We start from the raw sequence: 19,687 nt of genomic DNA, 5'->3' as shown, positions 1-19,687 counted from the left end.
CGCTCCTCGCATTTTCGTGAATCGTGGAGATTTGCAGATCATCGGGGCGCTCACTTCATTCGCAGGTTCGCGGAGACGCCGTGCTTGACGACGGTCAGCGTATCCTCTTGGCCGGAGTCGTCCGGCGCCTCGGCGGCCGCATCCTTCACGATCGCGTCGGTGATTGGGCGCAGCGACAGAACAAGCTGCCCGGTGCGCTGCGCGAGAACGACGAGCTCCGCCTGGCGGGGATCGAGTTCAAGCGTGGCAGTGGAGCCGGTGACGACGGGTTCGGAACCCTTTTTCTCGATCGTCTGACCCATGGCCAGGACGCGCACATTCGAAAGCACGACCTCGGATCCGTAGACCTCGTGGCCAAGGTCCTTCGTTGCTTCCGTATCGCGATAGGTGCGGATCACGTCGACGCGGTCATTGGGAAGAATGAAGCCGCCCGCCGTGTTGTTGAGCGTCACGTCGATGGCGATCGCGCGCTTGCCCGGCGACAGCATGGTCGACATGAGACCGGCGGTCACGCCCTTGATCAGACGATCCTTGCGCACGGGCTCGCCGCCCGAGATTGGAATGCGCACATAGGCGGTCTTGATGTCTTCCTTGGCGTTCGGCGCTTCGCTCTTGGAGAGGGCGCCGACCGGAATCGAGCTTTTCGGCCAATCGATCCAGTTGGTGTCCGCATCGGTGATTTCGGCGCCGTAAGGCAGGTCGCGCGTCGCGACGAGCACCTGATCGAGATTGACGGTCGGCGGCGCGACGACCTGAACCGGCGGCGGCGGAGCGGAGCCGTTCATCATCATGAACGCGGCGCCGCCCGCGGCGACTGCGACTGCGAGAACTGCGATTTGTGCCTTGTTCATCGTTGCAATATCCAACCCCCCGCCAAATCGAGGTCGGACACAATTCAACCGGATAAACGTCAAATTAGGGTTAATCAGACGTTACAAGTCGTAGTTATTTGAGAAGCTCGATAATGCACGTCATCGAGTTGAATTATGCGGCTTTAACGCGCTGGCGCCGCTCGGCTGGCCGCCGATTGGCGGCGGGGCCGATCTTAAGAATATCATGTTAAGGGCGGCGCCTGGATCGCGGTCCAATTCACGGCTCGCCGGCTCGAACGCTCAGATCCCGGAGAGCTTGAACCAGAGCAGTGACTGCGGATAGACCATAAGGCCGCCAATAGCGAGCGCGACCCCGTAGGGAACGCCGTTCGTTTTTTTCGCAAGCCGCGCGACGAAGTCGATCGACGCCAGCCGCGTCGGAAGCTCGTTCCAACGCATCGCCATGATGACGACGGTGAGCACGCCGCCCGCCAGCGACGCAACAAGACCATAATCCAGCAAATTCTCCCAGCCCAGCCAGAGGGCCGTGGCGGAAGCCAGCTTTGCGTCGCCGCCGCCGACCCATCCGAATTGGAACATGGCGAAGGTAAGCGCGAGAACCGCGAGTCCGCAGGAAACATGCACGACCAGCGCGTCCCAGGGAAGCGGCAGATAGGCGGCGACAGAGAAATAGACGAAGATCAGAATATACGACACCCGGTTCGGGATCGTCATGGTGAGAAGGTCCGAGAAGGCGGCGAAGAACATCAGTGTCGGAAAGACGATGAACGCCATGGCCTCGATCATGGAACCATCCCGGTTGACGCCGTCCGCGCCTCAAGCGCAAATTCGGCGGCGTAAAGTCCAGCTGTTAACCAGCCGTTAAGCAGCGCCGGGCCTCTCAAAACATCTGCGGCCCCGTCTCCAGGGCCGCTGATGCGTTTCCGGCCGATCAGTCGATCACTGGGTGGTGAGGTTGCCCGAAACCGCGGCGAAGGTGCTCGACAGACTGGTGCCGAGGGCCTTTACGCCGGCGATGATGGCGACGCCGATGAGCGAGGCGATCAGGCCGTATTCAATCGCGGTGGCGCCCGACTCATCCTTAACGAAACGCGCGAAGATCTTGTTCATAGTTCTGCTCCGAACTGAGTTTTCACATTCGCCGAACCCGCTCCGTTCGGCGGTTCGACTGAACGTTTCGAAAGCTAGAGCCCAAACCTTTCGAGTTCGTTGATTACGCCGGCGACAAACCGCCCAATTCCTCGACGCGCTGCCTCATTCCTCACAGAATTCAACTTGAGATAGAGCACGACGAACCATCCCCTCCCCTGCCCATCGTCGCCGGAGTGCGCCGGTAGCTGCAGCTAAGCCTTGCGATCGCTAGCTTTTCCTCAGCAAGGGAAGGCGCCTGGGCGGATTGCATAAAAAGCCTTTCAGCAATCGTTCACCATTAGCTGCTTTATTTCATTCAACCCGTAGCGCGAGGGGATTCCGCCCCTTGCCGACGCGGCCGCCGAAACGTCCCGACGGTTTCTGAGATGCGGGCGACGGCTTCGTCCAGTCCGCAAAAAGGCGCCGAGCGACTGCGCTGCAAGGTGAACCGCATGACCTTTGTTACGTCTCTCTTCCGCGGGGCCCTGCTTTTGGCCTTCGGCATTGCCGGCCTGCGGGCCGCGCTCTCCGACGCTTCCGCCAATGAGCGCGCGATACGCATTGATATCGATTACGCCCGCATCGTGAAAATCCCCCAGGGCGCGTCCACGCTCGTCATCGGCAATCCGCTAATCGCCGACGTCACCATGCTGAAGAACAGCCAGCTCATGGTCATCACAGGAAAGAGCTTCGGCACAACCAACCTTATCGTGCTCGACAAGTCCGGCGCCCAGGTCGGAGAGTCGATCGTCACCGTCGTCCCCGCAGAGGACAAGGTCGTAGTGCAACGCGGCCCTCACCGGGAGTCGGTATCGTGCAACCCCCGCTGCGCCAAGACGGTCGATCTCGCGGACGACGTGAATTACATGAACGGCGTCATCGAAGCCGTGAAGGCTCACGACAGCGCCGCATCCTCCACGCGCCGATAAATCTTTAGCGCTCGTGGTAACCAAGAGAGAAAATCTTCCCCGCGAAGTGGGGAGCGTCGAACAATTCGGTAACGGCCCGGCAACCGTTAGGCCTCATTTTTTCCAGATAGCGCCGGGCAGAGCCTCTTGCTTCGCCCGAGACGCTATCGGGTAGAAACATGACGACCGCCAATCATTGCATGACACGACTTTCGCTGCTTGCGAAGCGAATGCGCGGGAAAGGCTTTCTTGCCGACATCCGAGGCACGACGGCGATCGAATTCGCGATGATCTCGGTGCCCTTCCTCGGTTTGCTCGGCGCTATTTTCGAGACCGGCTCGATTTATTTCCGTACCGCCCAACTGCAGATGGCGACGGAAACGGCAAGCCGCGCGGTGCTCACGCACAGCGCGGCGTCGGGCATGACCTACCAGCAATTCATCGACAATAATGTCTGTACATGGCAGGCGAGCGGCAAGGTGAAACTCGGCACATTGTCGACGATGTTCGATTGCTCGAAGCTTCTGGTCGACATCCGCAGCCCCCCGAGCTGGGGAGCCGCCGATACCGGAAACAGCTTTTACAGCACGCCGAACGCCCGCTCGTCTGTCATCAACATGCCGGCGGCCGGGCAGATCGCAATCGTACGCATCGTATACCCGATGACCGTGATCTTCGGCATGCTGGGCGGCGGCGTCTTTACCGGCAACACCATCGGTCAGATCCGCGCCGGCCAGACGCAATACAACAGCGCATGGACCTATATGCTCATGGGCATCGCCGCCTTTCGCGTGGAGCCGTGATGATCAAGCTTCCCGCCAAAAGGCTGCAACGAAACGAATCCGGCATCGCGGCCGTCGAATTTGCCCTCATCCTGCCGCTCATGCTGATGATCTATATGGGGCTCGTCGAGCTGTCGCGCGGCATGCGCGCGGCGCAGAAGCTCGATCTGGTTGCGCATACGCTCGCCGATCTCACCGCGCAGAAACTTGATTGTCCCAACCCCGCCGCCGGCAGCTCGGCGACGACGTGCGCGAAGGGCCAGGCGGGCCTGAGCGAGACTGATATCAGTTCGATCTTCTCGGCGGCGAACACGCTGATGGCGCCGCTGCCGGTCGCCAATCTGAAAATGACGATTTCGGAAATCAACATCACCTCCCCGAGCCCCAGCAACTGGCAAGCCAAGACGAACTGGACCGTGACGCGCAACGGCGCGACGGCGCGCCCGTGTCAGGTTCTGTCGCCGTCAAACCCGCCACCGGTTTCGGTAACGACGATCCCGCCGAGCTACGTGCAGGTCACCAACGGCGTCACGCCGCCCGTAGGTCCGCTCATCATCGCCGATGTCGTCTACCAGTATTCGCCGGGCGTGCATTTCGAGTTCTTCAAATGGGGCTCGCCGCCGACCTGGACGATGCAGCGCACGACCTATTCGCCCGTGCGCAATACCTATGTGCCGCCCCACATCCAATATTTCATGACGTCGGGGACGAACTGCAATTCGCCCACGCCGTGAGGGAAGCCAAAGCGCCGGGAGCCAACCGCCGGCGCTCGCTTTCCGTTAGATGGTCTGATTATAAGCGCCGACTTCCGGATTCTCGCGCAGGATTGCGTCGATCGCGGCGAACATGTCCCGCATCCTCGCCTCCGACGCCGGGCTCTCGACCACGACAACCAGCTCGGGCTTGTTGGACGAAGCGCGCACCAGACCCCATGTCCCGTCCGCGACTGTCACGCGCACGCCATTCACCGTCACGACGTCGCGGATCGGCTGGCCGAGCAAGCGCTCGCCACGCGCCTTCATGCCCTCGATCCGCGCCGTGACCTTTTTCACCACGTCATATTTCTTCTCGTCGTCGCAATGCGGCGACATGGTCGGGGAGCCCCAGGTCTTGGGCAGGTCGCTATAGAGGTCCGACATGCTCTTGCCAGGGTTGCGGTCGAGCATTTCCAGAATATGGACCGCCGTCAGCAGGCCGTCGTCATAGCCGCGGCCGATGGGCGCGTTGAAGAAGAAGTGGCCCGATTTCTCGAAGCCGGCAAGCGCATTAAGGTCGTTCACGCGGCGCTTGATGTAGGAGTGGCCGGTCTTCCAATATTCCGTGTGCACGTTTCGCGACACGAGTTCCGGATCGGTCGCGAAGAGGCCGGTCGACTTCACGTCCACGACAAACTTCGCGCCCGGATAGACTTTGGAAAGATCGCGCGCGAGCATCACGCCGATCTTGTCGGCGAAGATTTCTTCGCCGTTATTGTCAACCACGCCGCAGCGGTCCCCGTCGCCGTCGAAGCCGAGCCCGACATCCGCGCCCGTCTCGCGCACTTTGTGGGCGATGGCGTGCAACATCTCCATATCTTCAGGGTTCGGGTTGTAACGCGGAAAAGTATAATCCGGCGTCACGTCGAGGGGGATCGTCTCGCAACCCAGACGCTCCAGCATCTGAGGCGCGAAGGCGCCCGCTGTGCCGTTGCCGCAGGCGGCGACGACCTTCATCTTGCGCGCGAAACTCTGACGCCGGCACAGATCGTCGAGATAGCGCGCGCCGAAATTTTCGACGTAGCGATAGGAGCCGCCGCCCGCCTCGCGGAACTTGCCGGAGAGCACGATCTCCTTCAGCCGCGTCATCTCTTCCGGACCGAAAGTCACGGGGCGTTGCGCGCCCATCTTCACGCCCGTCCAGCCATTGTCGTTATGCGAGGCCGTGACCATGGCGACGGCCGGCGCGTCGAGGTCGAACTGCGCGAAATAGGCCATGGGCGACAGAGCGAGGCCGATGTCGCGCACCCGCACGCCGGAAGCCAAGAGCCCCGCCACCAAAGCAAGCTTGATGGAGGCGGAATAGGAACGGTAATCGTGGCCGGTGACGATATCCGGGGCGACCCCCATCTCGTGGATCAGCGTGCCGAGACCCATCCCCAGCGCCTGCACGCCCATCAGATTCAACTCCGGCCCGAACAGCCAGCGGGCGTCATATTCGCGGAAGCCCGTGGGCTTTACGAGCGGTTTCTGCTCATATTCAAAAGTGTTCGGGCTCAGGCTGGAAACGGGCTGGGGAAACATTGGCGATCCTTGCGCGATCTCACGACGGGGAGGGTTTACACCGTCGCGAGTAAGGGGCCAAATCCGCTTGACGCTCGACCTTGAGGCCCCCGAGCCGGCGCCTACTGCTTCAGCACGAGCGTTCCCGACTCCACGGAAAATTTCGAAAGCTTCGAGAGGAAAGTCATGCCGAGCAGGCTGCCCGAGAGCGCGCCGCGCTCGCCGACGACCGCATCGACGTCGTGAACCACGATATTGCCGAGGCGAACGTCGTTGAGCCGGACGCGCGCGACATGGGCGACGCCATTCGCGGTGTTGACCATGTATTTGTAATCCGCTGGCGCGGGAAAGAGCCCGGCGCTCGCAGCGTCCTCATAGGAAAGCGCGACGAGCGTTGCGCCGGTGTCGACCATCATTCGGGGAAGACGCGCCCCATTCACCTCGACATCGGCGGAATACTGGCCCACGCGATCGGCGGAAATCCGAATTTCGTCCGTCCTGACCGGGAGGGCGGCGCGCATGGGCGTCGCCGGCGCGGCGGCATGGGCGGCGGCGCGTTGCTGCGCCGCCTGAACGCTTGAGAAGCGCGGATCGAGACGTAAGCCGCCCGAAAGGGCTTTCGCCAGAAGCAGGCAGGCGACAAAAGCGAAAACCGCAAAACGAATCGTGCCGGGCATGACGCCGCCCCATCGATAAACGCAAGAGAACGCCATTTACGGCGTCCGGTGCTCGAGCGGGCGATTGTGCGCGGAAATCTTTGCTTCCGGCTTAAAGCAAAACCCGGAAAGGAATTAAACGCAGCCGCGCTCACCCCCGAGGCTTCGCCCTTGTGGTCGGCGCGGCGCTCGCTGGATCGTCCGGCCAGACGTGGCGCGGATAGCGACCCTTCATTTCCTTCTTCACCTCCTTCCACGAGCCCGCCCAGAAGCTCGGGAGATCGCGCGTCGTCTGGATCGGGCGATGCGCGGGGGACAACAACTCCAGCGTCAGCGGAACGCGCCCGCGCGCAAGCGTCGGATGCTGCGACAGGCCGTAAAGCTCCTGCACGCGCACGGAGAGCAGCGGACCATTCGGCGCGTCGTAATCGAGCGCATAACGCGAACCCGCAGGGGTTTCGAAATGCGCGGGCGCCTCGGCGTCCAGCCGTCGCAAGAGGTCGTATGGCAGGAGAGACGCGAGCGCGGCCTCGAGATCGCTTGGGCTGACGTCGCTCAACGACGCGCGGCCGACGATATAGGGCGCGAGCCAATCATCGACGCTTTCGGCCAGGGCCGCGTCGGAGAGATCGGGCCACTCCTCGCCTTCCGCCTTGCGCAGAAACGCGACGCGGTCGCGTAGCTGCGCCTGCCCCTTCGTCCATGGCAAGCGCGAAACGCCAAGCGTCGCGACGCCCCGCGCGAGCGCCAGGGCGCTTTCATCATTGGGCTCGACCGAGAGATTCTGCTCGCTGAGCCGTATCGCGCCGAGGCGGCGAAAGCGCCGGCGCCGCAGGCTCGCGCTCGAAGAATCGAACATAGTCTCGTCGCGCGCCTCGATGCGGTCTCCCGCAATGTCCTCGATCTCCTCGGCGTCGAGCGCGCAGGCGGCGAGAATGCGCGCCTGCGCCGCGCGGCCGGTCAGTTCCGCCACGGCGAGATAAGGCGCGCGGGACAGCGGATCTTCAATCGGCAGGCTCGCGGCGCGGCCATTGGCCATAAGGAAGTCGCCCTTGGCGCCGCGCGATTTGGCAAGGCGGTCGGGATAAGCGAGGGCGACAAGGGCGCCGTCCGAGAGCGGCCTCGGGCTGTACGCGCCCGTCGTCGTCTTCGCGAGCCGCGCCCAATTCGCCGCCAACCTCTTTGCATCCCGCGCGCGCTTCGAGCCGTCGCCCCGCAACCGGTCCAGCCGATGCGAGAGGTCGGCGTCATTGCCGCCCAATCCACGTTCTGAAAGCAGCATGGCGAGCTCCGCCGCCCGCTCCGCCTCGCCATGGCGCGCGGCCTCCAGCACCATTCGGGCGAGGCGCGGCGGCAGGGGCAGCGCGCGCAACGCCCTGCCCGTTTCAGTCAGCCGCCCGTCGGCGTCGAGCGCGCCCAGATCGATTGCGAGCGCGAGCGCCTCCTTCCAGGCCGGCGCCGGCGGCGCGTCGAGCCATTTCAATTGCCCCGGATCCCTGACGCCCCAAGCGGCGAGATCGAGGGCGAGGCCGGAGAGATCGGCCGCGAGAATTTCCGGCGCCGCGAAGGCGGGGAGCGACGCCGTCTGCGGCTCGTTCCAGAGACGGTAGCAGACGCCCGGCTCCGTGCGCCCCGCGCGGCCGCGGCGCTGATCGACGCTCGCGCGCGCGGCGCGCACCGTTTCGAGCCGCGACAGGCCGAGATCCGGCTCATAGAGCTGCACGCGGGAAAGCCCGCTGTCGATCACGACGCGGACACCCTCGATAGTAAGCGAAGTCTCGGCGATGGAGGTCGCCAGCGCCACCTTGCGGCGGCCGCCTGGAGGCGGCGAGATGGCGCGGTCCTGCTCGCCGCGATCGAGCGCGCCGTAGAGCGGCGCAATGTCGACCCGCTCCAGCCGCGCCTCGTCAAGCCGCGCAGCGACGCGCATGATCTCGCTTTGCCCCGGCAGAAAGGCGAGCACGGAGCCTTTTTCCTCACGCAGGGCGCGGAGAATCGCGCGGGTCATGGCCTCCTCGATGCGCTCACGCGCGTCGCGGCCGAGATAGCGCGTCTCGACGTCAAAGGCGCGGCCCTCTGAAACGATAACCGGCGCGTCTCCCATCAGCGCCGAGACGCGCGCGCCGTCGAGCGTCGCCGACATGGCGACGAGGCGCAGATCGTCGCGCAAGCCCCGCTGCGCGTCGAGCGCCAGAGCGAGCCCCAAATCCGCATCGAGCGAACGCTCGTGATATTCGTCGAACAGGACGCCGGCGACGCCCTCCAGCGCCGGATCGTCGAGAATCATCCGCGCGAAGACGCCCTCGGTGACAACCTCGACGCGCGTCTTCGCCGAGACTTTGGACTCCAGCCTCATGCGCAGGCCGACCGTCTCCCCGACCTGCTCGCCGAGCGTCGCCGCCATGCGGCTTGCGGCGGCGCGCGCGGCGAGGCGGCGCGGCTCCAGCAGGATGAGCTTCCCCCCTTTCGTCCAATCCGCGCCGATCAGCGCCAGCGGGACGCGCGTGGTCTTGCCCGCGCCGGGCGGCGCGACGATCACGAGATTGGGGGCCTTCGCCAGCGCCGACTGAGTGTCGGGCAGCACGGCGTCGATGGGCAAAGCGTCTTGCAGGCGGGTCATCGAGCTCTGGTCAAGAAAAAAGGCGCTCCCGCCTCGCAGCGGGAGCGCCCCTCATTATCAGGCTTTGGATTACGCCGCCTGCTGGATCGCGGAAAGCTTCCAGGCGTCGGGGCCGGCGCCCGCCGGGCGGCGGAACGTCCACACCTCGGTCGCCTGCGTCGCGCCGGCGGAGCCCGGCGCGGGCTTGCCGGTCGCGCGGTCCTCCGTCACGTCGTTGAGCGAGAAGCGCATGGCGACGGTCGCGTATTCGTCCGAGCCTTCGCGCCAGGCTTCCGACAGGTCGCCCTGCAGGAGCTTGACGTCCGAGACGCGGTTGACGACGCCCTTGCGGCGGTTGGTCTCCAGCTCCTCGTCGAAATGACGGATCATTTCCGGCGTGGCCATGGCGCGCAGGGCGTCGAGATCCTCGCGGCTATAGGCCGCCTGCGACGCGCCGAGCAAACGTTCGAAGGCGTTGAAGTCGCCCGCCACAACCTGGATCGGCTGCGAACGCGGGCGCTGTTGGGCTGCGGCGCCGGCGAAGCCCATGGGTCCGGCCCCGAAGCCGCCCATCGGGCGGCCGCCGAAGGGCGCGCCGCCGCCAAAGTTGAAGGTCGATCCCCGCAACCCGGCGCCCGCCGCGTTGCGGCCCTGCCACCAGGCGAAGGCCATGCGCGCCAGGAAGACGACCAGAGCGATCTGCAACAGAAAGCCGATGATCGACATGAAGCCGCCTATGCCGCCGAAGAAACCCTGGCCCGTTAACAGGCCGAAGAGCCCCGCGCCGAGCAGGCCGCCCGCGAGTCCGCCCATCAGGCCGCGCCCGAAGGACGAGCCGCCATAGGACGGATTATAGCCCGGCTGATTCACGCTATAGCCTGAACGCGGCGTGTCGCTGCGCTCGAAGGGCGAGGCCATGCCGGGCGACGTGCGCGTCGACGGCGGGGCGGACCAGCTGCGCGAGCCACGCGAGCCAAAGCTGCCACCCCCGCCCATGCGCGCCTCGGCAATCGCCGGGGCAAGCGCGAGCAGCGCCGCAAGGACCACAGAGATCAGCGATCCGCGCTTTTGCGCAAGAAACCGCAACATATGAGTTTTCCCCTTTCGCAGGGAGCGTCCGCTCCCCTCGGATGAGGAATATAGGAAACAGGTGACGAAGCTGCAAAGGCAGGGGCTCCGGAAATCGGAACGCATACGAGCACAAAGAAATTTGAGGGCCAGAACGCAGTCAAACGACTGGCGACGGTAAAAATTCCAGGAACGCTATTGTTTTTATCCGAGATTACTCTATTTTCAACTTATCGGGTTTCGGCCGGACGATCTTACTTTCTTTCTCGCCTTGGGCGCGTCTGCTTGTGACTTCCTCTCCAGAACTTCGATTTATCGCGACAGCGGAAACGTTGGCGCAAGACTGCTCCTGGAAAGGGACATCTCATGCAGACTGGCATCGTTAAGTGGTTCAATGCGAACAAGGGCTTCGGATTCATTCAGCCGGAAGCCGGCGGGGCTGACGTGTTCGTTCACATCAGCGCGATCGAGCGCGCCGGGCTCGCCACCCTCGTCGAGGGCCAGAAGGTCGGCTACGAGCTGCTCGCCGATCGCCGAAGCGGAAAAATGTCCGCGGACATGCTCCAGCTTCAAAACTGACCTCGGCCGCGCGCCGCCGATTTTACATCGATGGCGCGAGCCTCGCGCGCTTGGGGACGACGGCATGGTTCGCCGTCTCCGTTCTCAAACATAAAGGCCTGAAGGCCATGGCGAAGAGTGAGCGCAAAGGCAATCGCGAAGCGAAAAAGCCAAAGAAGGAAAAGCCGGCGCCCGCCGTCGCCCCCGGGACGCCCTGGACCACGCTAGAAAAGCTCAAGGCCCAGGACCGCGGCAGGAAATAGCCGGCCTGCGGGAAGGCGCATCAACGAACCTCGCCTCTCCTCCCCACGAAAGCTCCAACATGACCGACTACATCAACGCGCGCGGACGTCCTCGCAGCGCCAGGATCGCCAGGGCGCCCTCCCACAAATTCGAAATCGGCGTCCACGTCGCCTATCACGGCGGCTCCGGCTCGGGAATGTATCGCATTACCCGCCAACTGCCCGATGGCGGCCAGGGCCTGCAATATCGCATCCGGTCCGATCGCGACGGACAGGAGCGCGTGGCGCTCGAATCCACTCTTGAACGAACGATTTTGTAGCCGCGGGCCGCGCGTGGCAAACGAGGGAAAATCCCATGGACGCCAATGACTATGCGATGGAGGCCTTGCTCTTTTACGCCAAAACAGGATATTCCAGGCGGAAAGCCCTCACCTTCCGGCGCTTCGCGAGAGCGGCGGAGGCGATTCGTTTTGCGGTAGAGGACCTTGCGCCCAAACTTCTCCAGGGCTGCTCCCTCGAGGTCAACGAAACTCATTATTTCGGCCGCGAGATCCGCCCGCTCTACGACGACCAAGCTTTCCCCTTGCGGCGGCGCGAAAAAAAATCTGCAAGCAAGCCGCGCCCCGCCAAGCCCGCATCTTCTCCAATATGAACCGGCGCCGATAAGGCGTCTGCGCCCGGGCGTGCGTTGGCATGGCCGCTCCAACGCGCTACACGACCCATCCATGCGTCAATATCTCCACCTGCTCGACAAAATCCTGCGCGAGGGCGTGCGCAAGGAGGACCGCACGGGGACGGGCACGCTCTCCATTTTCGGCCATCAGATGCGCTTCGACCTCTCCGAGGGCTTTCCGCTCGTCACGACCAAGCGCGTGCATCTGAAGTCGATGATCCACGAACTCCTGTGGTTCCTGAAAGGCGACACCAACATTCGCTATCTGCGGGAGAACGGCGTCACCATCTGGGACGAATGGGCCGACGAAAATGGCGATCTCGGACCGATTTACGGCATGCAATGGCGGCATTGGCCGAAGCCGGACGGGGGAACGATCGACCAGCTCGCCAGCGTCGTCGAGCAAATCCAGCGCGACCCCTTCTCGCGCCGGCTCATCGTCTCCGCATGGAACCCTGCACAGATCGACTATATGGCGCTACCGCCCTGCCATTGCCTCTTCCAGTTCCATGTCGCGGAGATCGACGGGCGGAAGCGCCTCTCCTGCCAGCTTTACCAGCGTTCGGCGGATGTCTTTTTGGGCGTCCCCTTCAACATTGCCAGCTACGCGCTGCTGACTCAGATGGTTGCGCAGGTCACGGGCTGCGCTCCGGGAGACTTCATCCACAGCTTCGGCGACGCGCATCTCTATCTGAACCATGTCGAGCAGGCCCGGCTCCAACTGTCCCGCGAGCCCAAGGCCCTGCCTCGCCTCGTTCTGGACCCGGCCGTGGCCTCGCTTTTCGACTTCCGCTACGAGGACATTGCGGTCGAAGGCTACGATCCCTGGCCGGCGATCGCCGCGCCGATCGCGGTATAGACAAGACCATGAAGCGCGCGGAAAATTGCTCGATCTCGCCGGACTCAAGCCGGAACCCGACGCAGCGGCGAGACAATTGAAGGCAAACTGGAACAGGGTAAAAGGCCGGAACGAAGCTTCCCGGCACAAGGCAGTTGATGAAAAAGAGGCGTGCGCGATGTTAAATGCCTTGGCCGATCCTGGCGACGGAGTGTTCGAATGGATCCGAAGCGGAGGCGGAGCGATCGAGACGGCGCTTCTCGACCGAATGCTGATCGACTACGCGCTCGTCGCGGAGCTTCCGCGCGCCGCCGCCGCATGAACCCCAAACTCGTGGCCGTGGTGGCGCGCGCGCAGAACGGCGTCATCGGCGTGGGCAACGGCCTGCCCTGGCGGCTCCCCAGCGACCTCAAGCGCTACAAGGCGCGCACCTGGGGCCGCCCCATGATCATGGGCCGCCGCACCTGGGAATCGATCGGCCGGCCCCTGCCCGGCCGCGAGAGCGTGGTCGTCACCCGCAGACCCGGCTATGAAGCGCCGGGCGCCCATGTCGCGACGAGCCTCGCCGATTCGGTCGAGATCGCCCGCCGGCTCGCGGTCCAGATGGGGGCGCCGGAAATCATCGTCGCGGGCGGCGAGGAAATTTACCGCGCGCTCCTCGACCAGGTTCATTTAATCGAACTCACCGAGGTCGCGCTCGACCTTCCCGGCGACGCGCATTTTCCCGAGCTTTCGTCGGAAGACTGGGAAGAAATCGCCCGAGAAGCCCCGCCGCGCGGCGAGCGCGACCAGGCCGATTTCGCCTTCGTGACGCTGCGGCGCCGACGCGGTTGAAGACCAGGAAAATTAGAGGCGAAACCAGTTGCGGGGTCCGCGCTCTATGGCTATAAGGCCCTTCGACAGCGGCCTGCGGGTCGCCGGTTCGGAGTGTAGCGCAGCCTGGTAGCGCACCTCGTTCGGGACGAGGGGGTCGGAGGTTCGAATCCTCTCACTCCGACCAGTCTTTTCGTTAAGTGACCGGAAAGGCTAAAGAAGGCGACCTTTGCTGAGCGCCTTCCCAACAAATCGCCCATTGCGAATAGCTTGGCTTGCCCGCCCCCTATGCGGCCGCGGTCCATCGATGATCGGATATCTCGGTTATCGCCAGCGACAGGCGGTTTCGGCTTGCCGGGCGGTCTGGAAACCCTACCTACGACCTCCACCTCTCCGGCTCTCCATGCTCGGCGGGTGTTCAGCGGGGGAAGCTTTTGAGAGGTCGAGAAGGCCGCTCGGTCACACCCGCGCTGAGCGGCCTTCGTCTGTTTGGCGTGCGATCGAACCTGGTAAGGTCGCGGTGTCCGGCCGGTGGCTCGACCCGTTCTTCTTCCCCGTCATGGGCTGCCGCTGACCTTCACGGCCTGGTTGCCTTCAAGAGACAATGGGAGCGCTGGCGCCATCCTAATTGTGGAGGCTGCCAACGCCTGGATGTGGCGGCGCCCCTGAATTCGATTGGCAAAGAAAAAGCGCCCGACCTGGGAGTGCGGGCGCTGACAGGAAGGAGAAGTTGAGAGTCTAACTCCGGCTCTAAGAACCTTGTTCCAACCTGGGCCGCGATCGATCCGCTTCCGCGCTGACGGGCGAGATCCGCGACGCCGCGCTTCAGGCATAAGCGCCCTGGCGCCTTCCCCTTAGGTCGCCCTCCGCTAATTGGCCAGCTAGATCGCACGCGTTTAGGCGGAATCGGCGTTAAATGCGGTTAGCCGGAGGTCGGCGATGCGCAACCCTGAGTTCGGTAAATCGGTCATTATGATTTCAGCAGGTTTGGCGCTCGTCGTTCTTGTTTTTCTCGGCGCGTGGACTTTCGTCATCCATCTCGATTAGCCTTCGGTTCAGGCTGATCGCGTCCGCGCCTATCGAGGAACTCAGTCGAGCGCCATGTTAGCGGGAGCGTCTTGCGGAACGCGCGCCGACCCGATGATGAGGACCAGCGGCAGCGTGGCGAGCACGAGCGCCATAAGGAATCTGAAGTCCTCTCCGTAAGCGAGGATGGCGGCCTGCTGGGAGACGATCGCGTCCAGCATGGCGCGGCCTTGCTCGGTCGTGGCGTCAAGAGGCGCTGGCGCGATCGCCAGCGCTCCATTGAAAGGCGTGAGGAACTCGACGAGCCGCGCATGCGCCTGGATCGTCCCTTCGGTGAGGCGCGCGATAACGAGCGAAATACCGACCGAACTTCCGATATTTCTAAGAAGGGTGAGCATCGCGGCTCCCTCGGTTCGGAGCGCGACGGGCAGGGTCGCAAAGGCCGCCGTGTTGAGCGGCACAAAGACGAGGCCGAGCCCGAAGCCCTGCAAGACGCTCGCGACGACGATGGTTCCCGAGGATGTCAGCTCGGTGAACCCGGCCATTTGATGCAGCGTCAGGGCGGCGAGGGACAAGCCGGCGAGAACGAGATAACGGGCCTCCACGATCTTGAGCAGACGCCCCACCAGAATCATGGCGACCAGCGTGCCGCCGCCGCGGCTGGCGAGCAGGAAGCCGGCGGTCAGGATTGGATAGCCGACGACATTCTGCATGTAGGGCGTCACCAAAGCCATGGTGGCGAACAGCACGACGCCGATCGCCAGCATGAACAGGCAGCCCGCGACGAAATTGCGGTCCCTGAACAATTCGAACCGAACGAACGGGTTCGACGTCGTCGCCGAATGGGCGACGAAGAAGTAGAAGCCGATCGCCGAGACGATCGCCTGGGTGACGATCTCACTGGATTCGAACCAGCCCGCCTGCTCTCCACGATCCAGCATCACCTGGAGCGAACCGATCCCGATCGCGAGTGCGATAAAGCCGAACCAGTCGAACCGGCGGGCGTGGCTTCTGACGGTCTCCTGCATGAAGGCGAGGAGGCCTAGAACCGTGAGGACGCCAATCGGCAAATTGATGAAAAAGACCCAGCGCCAGTTATAATTGTCGGTGAGCCACGCGCCCAATGTCGGCCCCATGATTGGCCCGAGCATGACGCCGACGCCCCAGATCGCCATGGCCGACCCGCGCTCGTGCGGCTCATAGGCGTCGAGCAGCACCGCTTGAGACAAGGGGACCAAAGCGGCTCCGAAAGCGCCCTGCAGGAGGCGGAAAAGCACCATCTGCTCGATGTTCCGCGCGAAGCCGCACAAGACGGAGGCGATCGTGAAGCCGGCGACGCAGATCACGAACAGGCGCTTGCGGCCAAATCTTTCGGAAATCCACCCGATCGGAGCCGTCATGATCGCCGCGGCGACAATGTAGGAGGTCAGCACCCAGTTGATCTGGTCGAGCGACGCCGAAAGGCTCCCCTGCATATGCGGCAACGCCACATTGGCGATAGTGGTGTCGAGCGCCTGCATGATGGTGGCGCTCATCGCGCAGATCGTCACCATGGTTCGGCCGGCGCCGGGCCGCGCGCCCGTCATTTCGGGTCTTCCTCCGCGAAGCTCTCCCCGGCGCCGAAGAGCGCGGCAAGTCCCCGCTGCCGGCGCGTGTCGATATCGACCGTGACGCTCATCCCCGCCCGCAAGGCCGAAAGCTTCTGTCCCGGGTCGAAAGCGATGCGGACCGGAACCCGCTGCACGACCTTCACCCAATTGCCATTGGCGTTCTGCGGCGGCAGGATCGCGAACTGCGCGCCGGTGCCAGGGCCGATCGAGGCGACATGGCCGCGGAAGGGGCGGCCGGGGAAGGTGTCGACATTGATCTCGACCTCCTGACCGACGCGCAGATGCGTGATATCCGTCTCCTTGGGATTGGCGTCGACCCAGGGCGCCGCATCGTCCATCACGCTGAAGATGGCCGCGCCGGCGGCGACGAAGCGCCCGAGCTGGATGTTGTCGACCTGCGTGGCGACGCCCGCGATCGGCGCTCTGATGACCGTATGATCGAGATCGCGCCTGGCCTGATCGAGGGCGGCCTTGGCCTGACGGTAAGGCGGATAGTCGTCGATCACGAGATCGGGATCGCCCTGCAACTGGTTGAGGGTGGAGGTCAGCTGCTGGCGCATCGGCTGCAACTGCAATTCCGCTGTCAGGAGCGCGGCGCTGGCGTTGTCCACGTCGTTCTGGGTGCTGAATTGGCGCGTGGCCAGCACTGCCTTGCGGTCGAACATGCGCTTCTTGACGCCGATGGTCTGCTCGCCAAGCTCGATCAGGCGCTTGAGGGACTTGTAGTTGGACTTCAGATTTTCGAAATCGGTCCGGACCGCATCGAGCTTGCCTTGCGCTTGCCGCAGCGCCAGTTGGAACGGCTCCGGATCAATGTCGAAGAGCTCGTCTCCGGCCTCGACATGCTGCCCCTCGCGAACGAGCGCGCGGCTCACTTTTCCGGAGATGTCCGGCGTGATCAGCACCTTTTGCGAGCCGACATAGGCGTTGTCGGTCGAGATATAGCGCCCGCCCGAAAGATAGAGCGCAACTCCGGCCAGCAGGCCGATCGCCGGAACGCCGGCCATCAGAAAGACCCGCAGATGCCGACGGGCGGCCGCAGCCAGCCTCGCGGGCGCCGGGATTCGCTTGCCATGCGCGTTGGCGGGCGTCGCGGCCGCGTCAGCCATGGCGTTGCTCCGCTTCCCGGCGCTGCGCGGAACGGCGCAGATTGTCCTTGATGAGGGACAGATCCTCCAGCAGCGCCGCCACGCGGGACGCGTCCAAGCCCGCGAGCGCCGTATCCATAAGTTCGCCGCCGAGGATGCCCAGCCGCTCCAAAAGCGGCCGCGCCGCGGACGTGAGGAACAGCCGCTTTGCCCGGCGATCGCCAGGGTCGGGGCGGCGCTCGATCAATCCGTTCTCGCACAGGCCGTCGAGAAGGCGCGTGAGGGTGATCGGTTGAAGGTCGAGCATGTCGGCCAGTTCCGCCTGCTTCAGCCCCTCGAAGCGATCCAGGCGGGCGAGCACGGCCCATTTGGCGCGGCTCATGCCGAACTCGGCGGCTTTCTGATCGGCGCATGTGCGCAGCAAACGGGCGACGTCGTTGAGGGCGAAAGCCAATTCGCGCGTACTGGATCTGGTCGGCACAGGATTTTCCATGCCCGACCATATAATATGCTAGCTTATAATAAGCAAGCTGAGTGCGGGACGGGCCTGCGCATGAAAGTTGCGGAGGAACTGACCTTGAACTTCATGGCGCGCGCGGCCTCGGTCCCTCTCCCACGCCCGCGCTCGCTTCGACGATCCGGCGACCAGGGGCGCCGGTTGCGGGCGTGGCTCTCCCAATCGCGGAAGGAAACGCCGTAGCCGTCAAGGCTCCGCCGGCGTGCCTTTCTTCAACTCTGGTGCGGGCCGGTCATTTCATAGATCGCGGCTTCGATCCGACGCCATTTCTCGGCCTGCTCCGTCTCGCCCTTTTTCTCAAGATCGGACGCTTTTTGCGCCGCCTCGGCGATTGCCTTATCGCCATGCGCCTCGAATAGCTGCCTGGCGTAATCCTGAATGTCTGTCACTTGCATGACTCAGTCCCCATCCATCGAGCGGGCGGGAGGTCCGCGCATACGACGACGGTTCCGCCACGCTCATAACGAGGCGGGACGGAAAAATGTTCCTGTTCCCGCCGCGGGCCAGGCGGTGCGGCGCCGACGGCATTGTCGACCGGGCGCGGGCCGCGGAAATGATCGTTCGCGCGGCGGCCGCCGGCCGATCATTTCCCCGCGGGCGCCGGGCAGTTGGAGGCGAAGGGAGATGCGCCCGGGCAAGCCCCATTCGGACGCATATGATAGTTCACGCCGCAGCCGGTCTGTGAGAGCGCGAGCAAGAGCGCGCCAAAGTGGATGATGCGCGACATTTCACCTCCGTTTTTCAGGCCCCCGCCCGTCGAACTCGATGACGCGGGCGCGCTCAGGTGCAGCGCTTTCGCGTCCAAATAACAGAGAAACGTCGTCTCGGGGACGGAACTGGCGCGCCGGCCGTGATGGCGGCGCTACTGGACAAGCCTTTCGGCACAGAACCGGCGACGGAGGAAAGTGACCCTGCCCGTGGATCTGCGACAGGGTCACCACTGAAAATAGGGAGGTCATCGAAACGAGAATCAGTCTACCTTCATCCGCCGGGCGCACAATTCAACATTGAATTTTCGCTTAATTTTAATAATGAACGAACGAGAATTTCCTTCAATCCAAGCGACGCCCCGGACTTGGCGGCTCGGCCTATGCTCGCGCGGCCGATACGTAAATTTAACTTTTAATTTTCAACTTGGGGCCGTCCAAATTGTTAGTGACGCCGGCTCGCAGCCATGTCCCACGATGTTCGAAATAAGTGGCTCAACGCCAAGGAGGCGACGCTTCCGCTCGGGGATCGGCTGTTCTGGCTGTCTCTCGTCGTGATGGTGATGGCGGTCGGCGCTTGGCGAGTGCAACAAGAATTGGGCGACAAGGATATTTCGCAGGTCGCGTTCGCCCGGACGAAACGCAATCTTTTGATCGACGCTATGCCTACGGGCTCGATCGCTTCGCGGGCAAGATAGAAGCCTGCGGCAGCCCGTTTCCCATCTTTGCGCACGTGCGCGGCGCTTGTCCGCGCCTCCTGCTGAAAATAAAGAAGCCCGGCCGGGTCCAGCCTGGCCTTTTCACGATCGCGGATCGTCGTTCAAACAATGCGGATATCGCGCAGGACATCGACGAAGATATCGGCTTGTAAGTATTTCCCGGGGGTTCAGGCTCGCGCTTTTTGTTTGTAGCCTTGTGCAGGCCTGCCCGGCAGACCCCAAGCAATCGACGCTGCCGGGGTTGGCCAGACGGCTCCCATGCGTACCGGGAGCCGTTACTTTTTCTCTCGGGGCGGCGCGCCGGCGCTTGGACCGGCGCCGCTCGGAAAAACATTGGTAAAAACGAAACGACCCGCGCCTTTACATCCGAGGTCGCGGGCCGCTTGCAAGGCGTCGGCGGGCGCCGACGTCAAACCGATTCATATTCCGGCTGTCTGGCGTGAAGCCTTCGAGGCTCCTGCTTGGGCGGTTACCGGATCGACTGGCGAAGACCAGAGTGTCGGGCGATGGTTAACAAACCGTTAACGTCCCGCCGGCCCGCTTGGCGAAAAGGCGACGCCTTTTGGCGGGCGCTGCGCTGTCCTTGTCGCGCGACAGGGCTATCCTCAGTCAGTTCGGCCATCCAGGTTTCCCCACTCCGCCCGGCTTGCGCCGGGCGGCT

General features: G+C 63.7%; 20 protein-coding genes and 1 tRNA gene. 10 read left to right on the top strand and 11 right to left on the bottom strand.

Going from position 1 to position 19,687, the window contains the following annotated elements:
• Positions 1–50: 50 nt before the first annotated feature.
• The 3 genes from cpaB to ACNHKD_RS09400 all read right to left on the bottom strand — a co-directional run bounded on the left by cpaB (position 51) and on the right by ACNHKD_RS09400 (position 1,943).
• A complete protein-coding gene (gene cpaB, locus ACNHKD_RS09410; protein WP_442756783.1) occupies positions 51–851 on the bottom strand; it encodes a Flp pilus assembly protein CpaB in 801 nt (266 codons plus the stop codon).
• Positions 852–1,112: 261 nt separating this feature from the next.
• Positions 1,113–1,619 carry an A24 family peptidase gene (locus tag ACNHKD_RS09405; RefSeq protein ID WP_442756782.1) on the bottom strand — a complete coding sequence of 169 codons (507 nt, stop codon included), beginning with the start codon at positions 1,617–1,619 and terminating at the stop codon, positions 1,113–1,115.
• Between the two features lie 153 nt (positions 1,620–1,772).
• The gene (locus ACNHKD_RS09400) at positions 1,773–1,943 is read right to left on the bottom strand and encodes a Flp family type IVb pilin (protein WP_442756781.1); all 171 of its coding nucleotides are present in this window, start codon (positions 1,941–1,943) and stop codon (positions 1,773–1,775) included.
• 473 nt (positions 1,944–2,416) lie between these two features.
• Between ACNHKD_RS09400 and ACNHKD_RS09395 the strand changes: the two genes are divergently transcribed.
• From ACNHKD_RS09395 to ACNHKD_RS09385, 3 genes are all read left to right on the top strand, one after another.
• Complete coding sequence (locus ACNHKD_RS09395) at positions 2,417–2,893, top strand: pilus assembly protein N-terminal domain-containing protein (RefSeq protein ID WP_442756780.1); 477 nt, start codon at positions 2,417–2,419, stop codon at positions 2,891–2,893.
• Between the two features lie 158 nt (positions 2,894–3,051).
• A complete protein-coding gene (locus tag ACNHKD_RS09390) occupies positions 3,052–3,675 on the top strand; it encodes a TadE/TadG family type IV pilus assembly protein (RefSeq protein WP_442756779.1) in 624 nt (207 codons plus the stop codon).
• Positions 3,675–4,388: a TadE/TadG family type IV pilus assembly protein gene (locus ACNHKD_RS09385; RefSeq protein WP_442756778.1), complete on the top strand. Its 714-nt coding sequence runs from the start codon at positions 3,675–3,677 to the stop codon at positions 4,386–4,388. Before ACNHKD_RS09390 ends, ACNHKD_RS09385 begins: the two co-directional genes overlap by 1 nt.
• A 45-nt stretch (positions 4,389–4,433) precedes the next feature.
• Here ACNHKD_RS09385 and ACNHKD_RS09380 read toward each other — a convergent pair whose 3' ends face one another.
• From ACNHKD_RS09380 to ACNHKD_RS09365, 4 genes are all read right to left on the bottom strand, one after another.
• Positions 4,434–5,933, bottom strand: a complete 1,500-nt coding sequence (locus tag ACNHKD_RS09380; protein WP_442756777.1) for a phosphomannomutase/phosphoglucomutase — start codon at positions 5,931–5,933, stop codon at positions 4,434–4,436.
• Positions 5,934–6,034: 101 nt separating this feature from the next.
• Complete coding sequence (locus tag ACNHKD_RS09375; protein WP_442756776.1) at positions 6,035–6,589, bottom strand: retropepsin-like aspartic protease family protein; 555 nt, start codon at positions 6,587–6,589, stop codon at positions 6,035–6,037.
• A 130-nt stretch (positions 6,590–6,719) separates the two neighbouring features.
• On the bottom strand, positions 6,720–9,188 hold the full coding sequence (gene hrpB, locus ACNHKD_RS09370) for an ATP-dependent helicase HrpB (protein WP_442756775.1): 2,469 nt from the start codon (positions 9,186–9,188) through the stop codon (positions 6,720–6,722).
• A 69-nt stretch (positions 9,189–9,257) separates the two neighbouring features.
• Positions 9,258–10,256 carry a TIM44-like domain-containing protein gene (locus ACNHKD_RS09365; RefSeq protein WP_442756774.1) on the bottom strand — a complete coding sequence of 333 codons (999 nt, stop codon included), beginning with the start codon at positions 10,254–10,256 and terminating at the stop codon, positions 9,258–9,260.
• 345 nt (positions 10,257–10,601) lie between these two features.
• Here ACNHKD_RS09365 and ACNHKD_RS09360 point away from each other — a divergent pair, with 345 nt between their 5' ends.
• The 6 genes from ACNHKD_RS09360 (at position 10,602) to ACNHKD_RS09335 (ending at position 13,546) form a co-directional block, all read left to right on the top strand.
• Complete coding sequence (locus tag ACNHKD_RS09360; protein WP_442756773.1) at positions 10,602–10,814, top strand: cold-shock protein; 213 nt, start codon at positions 10,602–10,604, stop codon at positions 10,812–10,814.
• A gap of 301 nt (positions 10,815–11,115) precedes the next feature.
• Complete coding sequence (locus ACNHKD_RS09355; RefSeq protein ID WP_442756772.1) at positions 11,116–11,355, top strand: hypothetical protein; 240 nt, start codon at positions 11,116–11,118, stop codon at positions 11,353–11,355.
• Positions 11,356–11,760: 405 nt separating this feature from the next.
• Complete coding sequence (locus ACNHKD_RS09350) at positions 11,761–12,567, top strand: thymidylate synthase (protein ID WP_442756771.1); 807 nt, start codon at positions 11,761–11,763, stop codon at positions 12,565–12,567.
• A gap of 25 nt (positions 12,568–12,592) precedes the next feature.
• Entirely contained in the window at positions 12,593–12,868 is a 276-nt protein-coding gene (locus tag ACNHKD_RS09345; RefSeq protein ID WP_442756770.1) for a hypothetical protein, read from the top strand.
• Positions 12,865–13,380 carry a dihydrofolate reductase gene (locus ACNHKD_RS09340; RefSeq protein WP_442756769.1) on the top strand — a complete coding sequence of 172 codons (516 nt, stop codon included), beginning with the start codon at positions 12,865–12,867 and terminating at the stop codon, positions 13,378–13,380. The genes ACNHKD_RS09345 and ACNHKD_RS09340 overlap by 4 nt, the downstream gene beginning before the upstream one ends.
• A gap of 89 nt (positions 13,381–13,469) precedes the next feature.
• Positions 13,470–13,546 (top strand) — tRNA-Pro (locus ACNHKD_RS09335).
• Between the two features lie 901 nt (positions 13,547–14,447).
• Here ACNHKD_RS09335 and ACNHKD_RS09330 read toward each other — a convergent pair.
• The 4 genes from ACNHKD_RS09330 to ACNHKD_RS09315 all read right to left on the bottom strand — a co-directional run bounded on the left by ACNHKD_RS09330 (position 14,448) and on the right by ACNHKD_RS09315 (position 17,995).
• Complete coding sequence (locus tag ACNHKD_RS09330; RefSeq protein ID WP_442756768.1) at positions 14,448–15,971, bottom strand: DHA2 family efflux MFS transporter permease subunit; 1,524 nt, start codon at positions 15,969–15,971, stop codon at positions 14,448–14,450.
• Positions 15,968–17,104 (bottom strand): HlyD family secretion protein, encoded by a 1,137-nt coding sequence (locus tag ACNHKD_RS09325; RefSeq protein ID WP_442756767.1) that lies wholly within the window; start codon positions 17,102–17,104, stop codon positions 15,968–15,970. Before ACNHKD_RS09325 ends, ACNHKD_RS09330 begins: the two co-directional genes overlap by 4 nt.
• Positions 17,097–17,564, bottom strand: coding sequence for a MarR family winged helix-turn-helix transcriptional regulator (locus ACNHKD_RS09320; RefSeq protein WP_442756766.1), 468 nt, complete (start codon positions 17,562–17,564; stop codon positions 17,097–17,099). Before ACNHKD_RS09320 ends, ACNHKD_RS09325 begins: the two co-directional genes overlap by 8 nt.
• A gap of 248 nt (positions 17,565–17,812) precedes the next feature.
• The gene (locus ACNHKD_RS09315; protein WP_442756765.1) at positions 17,813–17,995 is read right to left on the bottom strand and encodes a hypothetical protein; all 183 of its coding nucleotides are present in this window, start codon (positions 17,993–17,995) and stop codon (positions 17,813–17,815) included.
• 889 nt (positions 17,996–18,884) lie between these two features.
• Here ACNHKD_RS09315 and ACNHKD_RS09310 point away from each other — a divergent pair.
• Entirely contained in the window at positions 18,885–19,178 is a 294-nt protein-coding gene (locus ACNHKD_RS09310; protein ID WP_442756764.1) for a hypothetical protein, read from the top strand.
• Positions 19,179–19,687 lie beyond the last annotated feature (509 nt).

Source organism: Methylocystis sp. JAN1, assembly GCF_052186135.1.
In the GTDB taxonomy this organism is placed as follows: Bacteria; Pseudomonadota; Alphaproteobacteria; order Rhizobiales; family Beijerinckiaceae; genus Methylocystis.
This window is presented reverse-complemented; position numbering and strand designations above follow the sequence as displayed.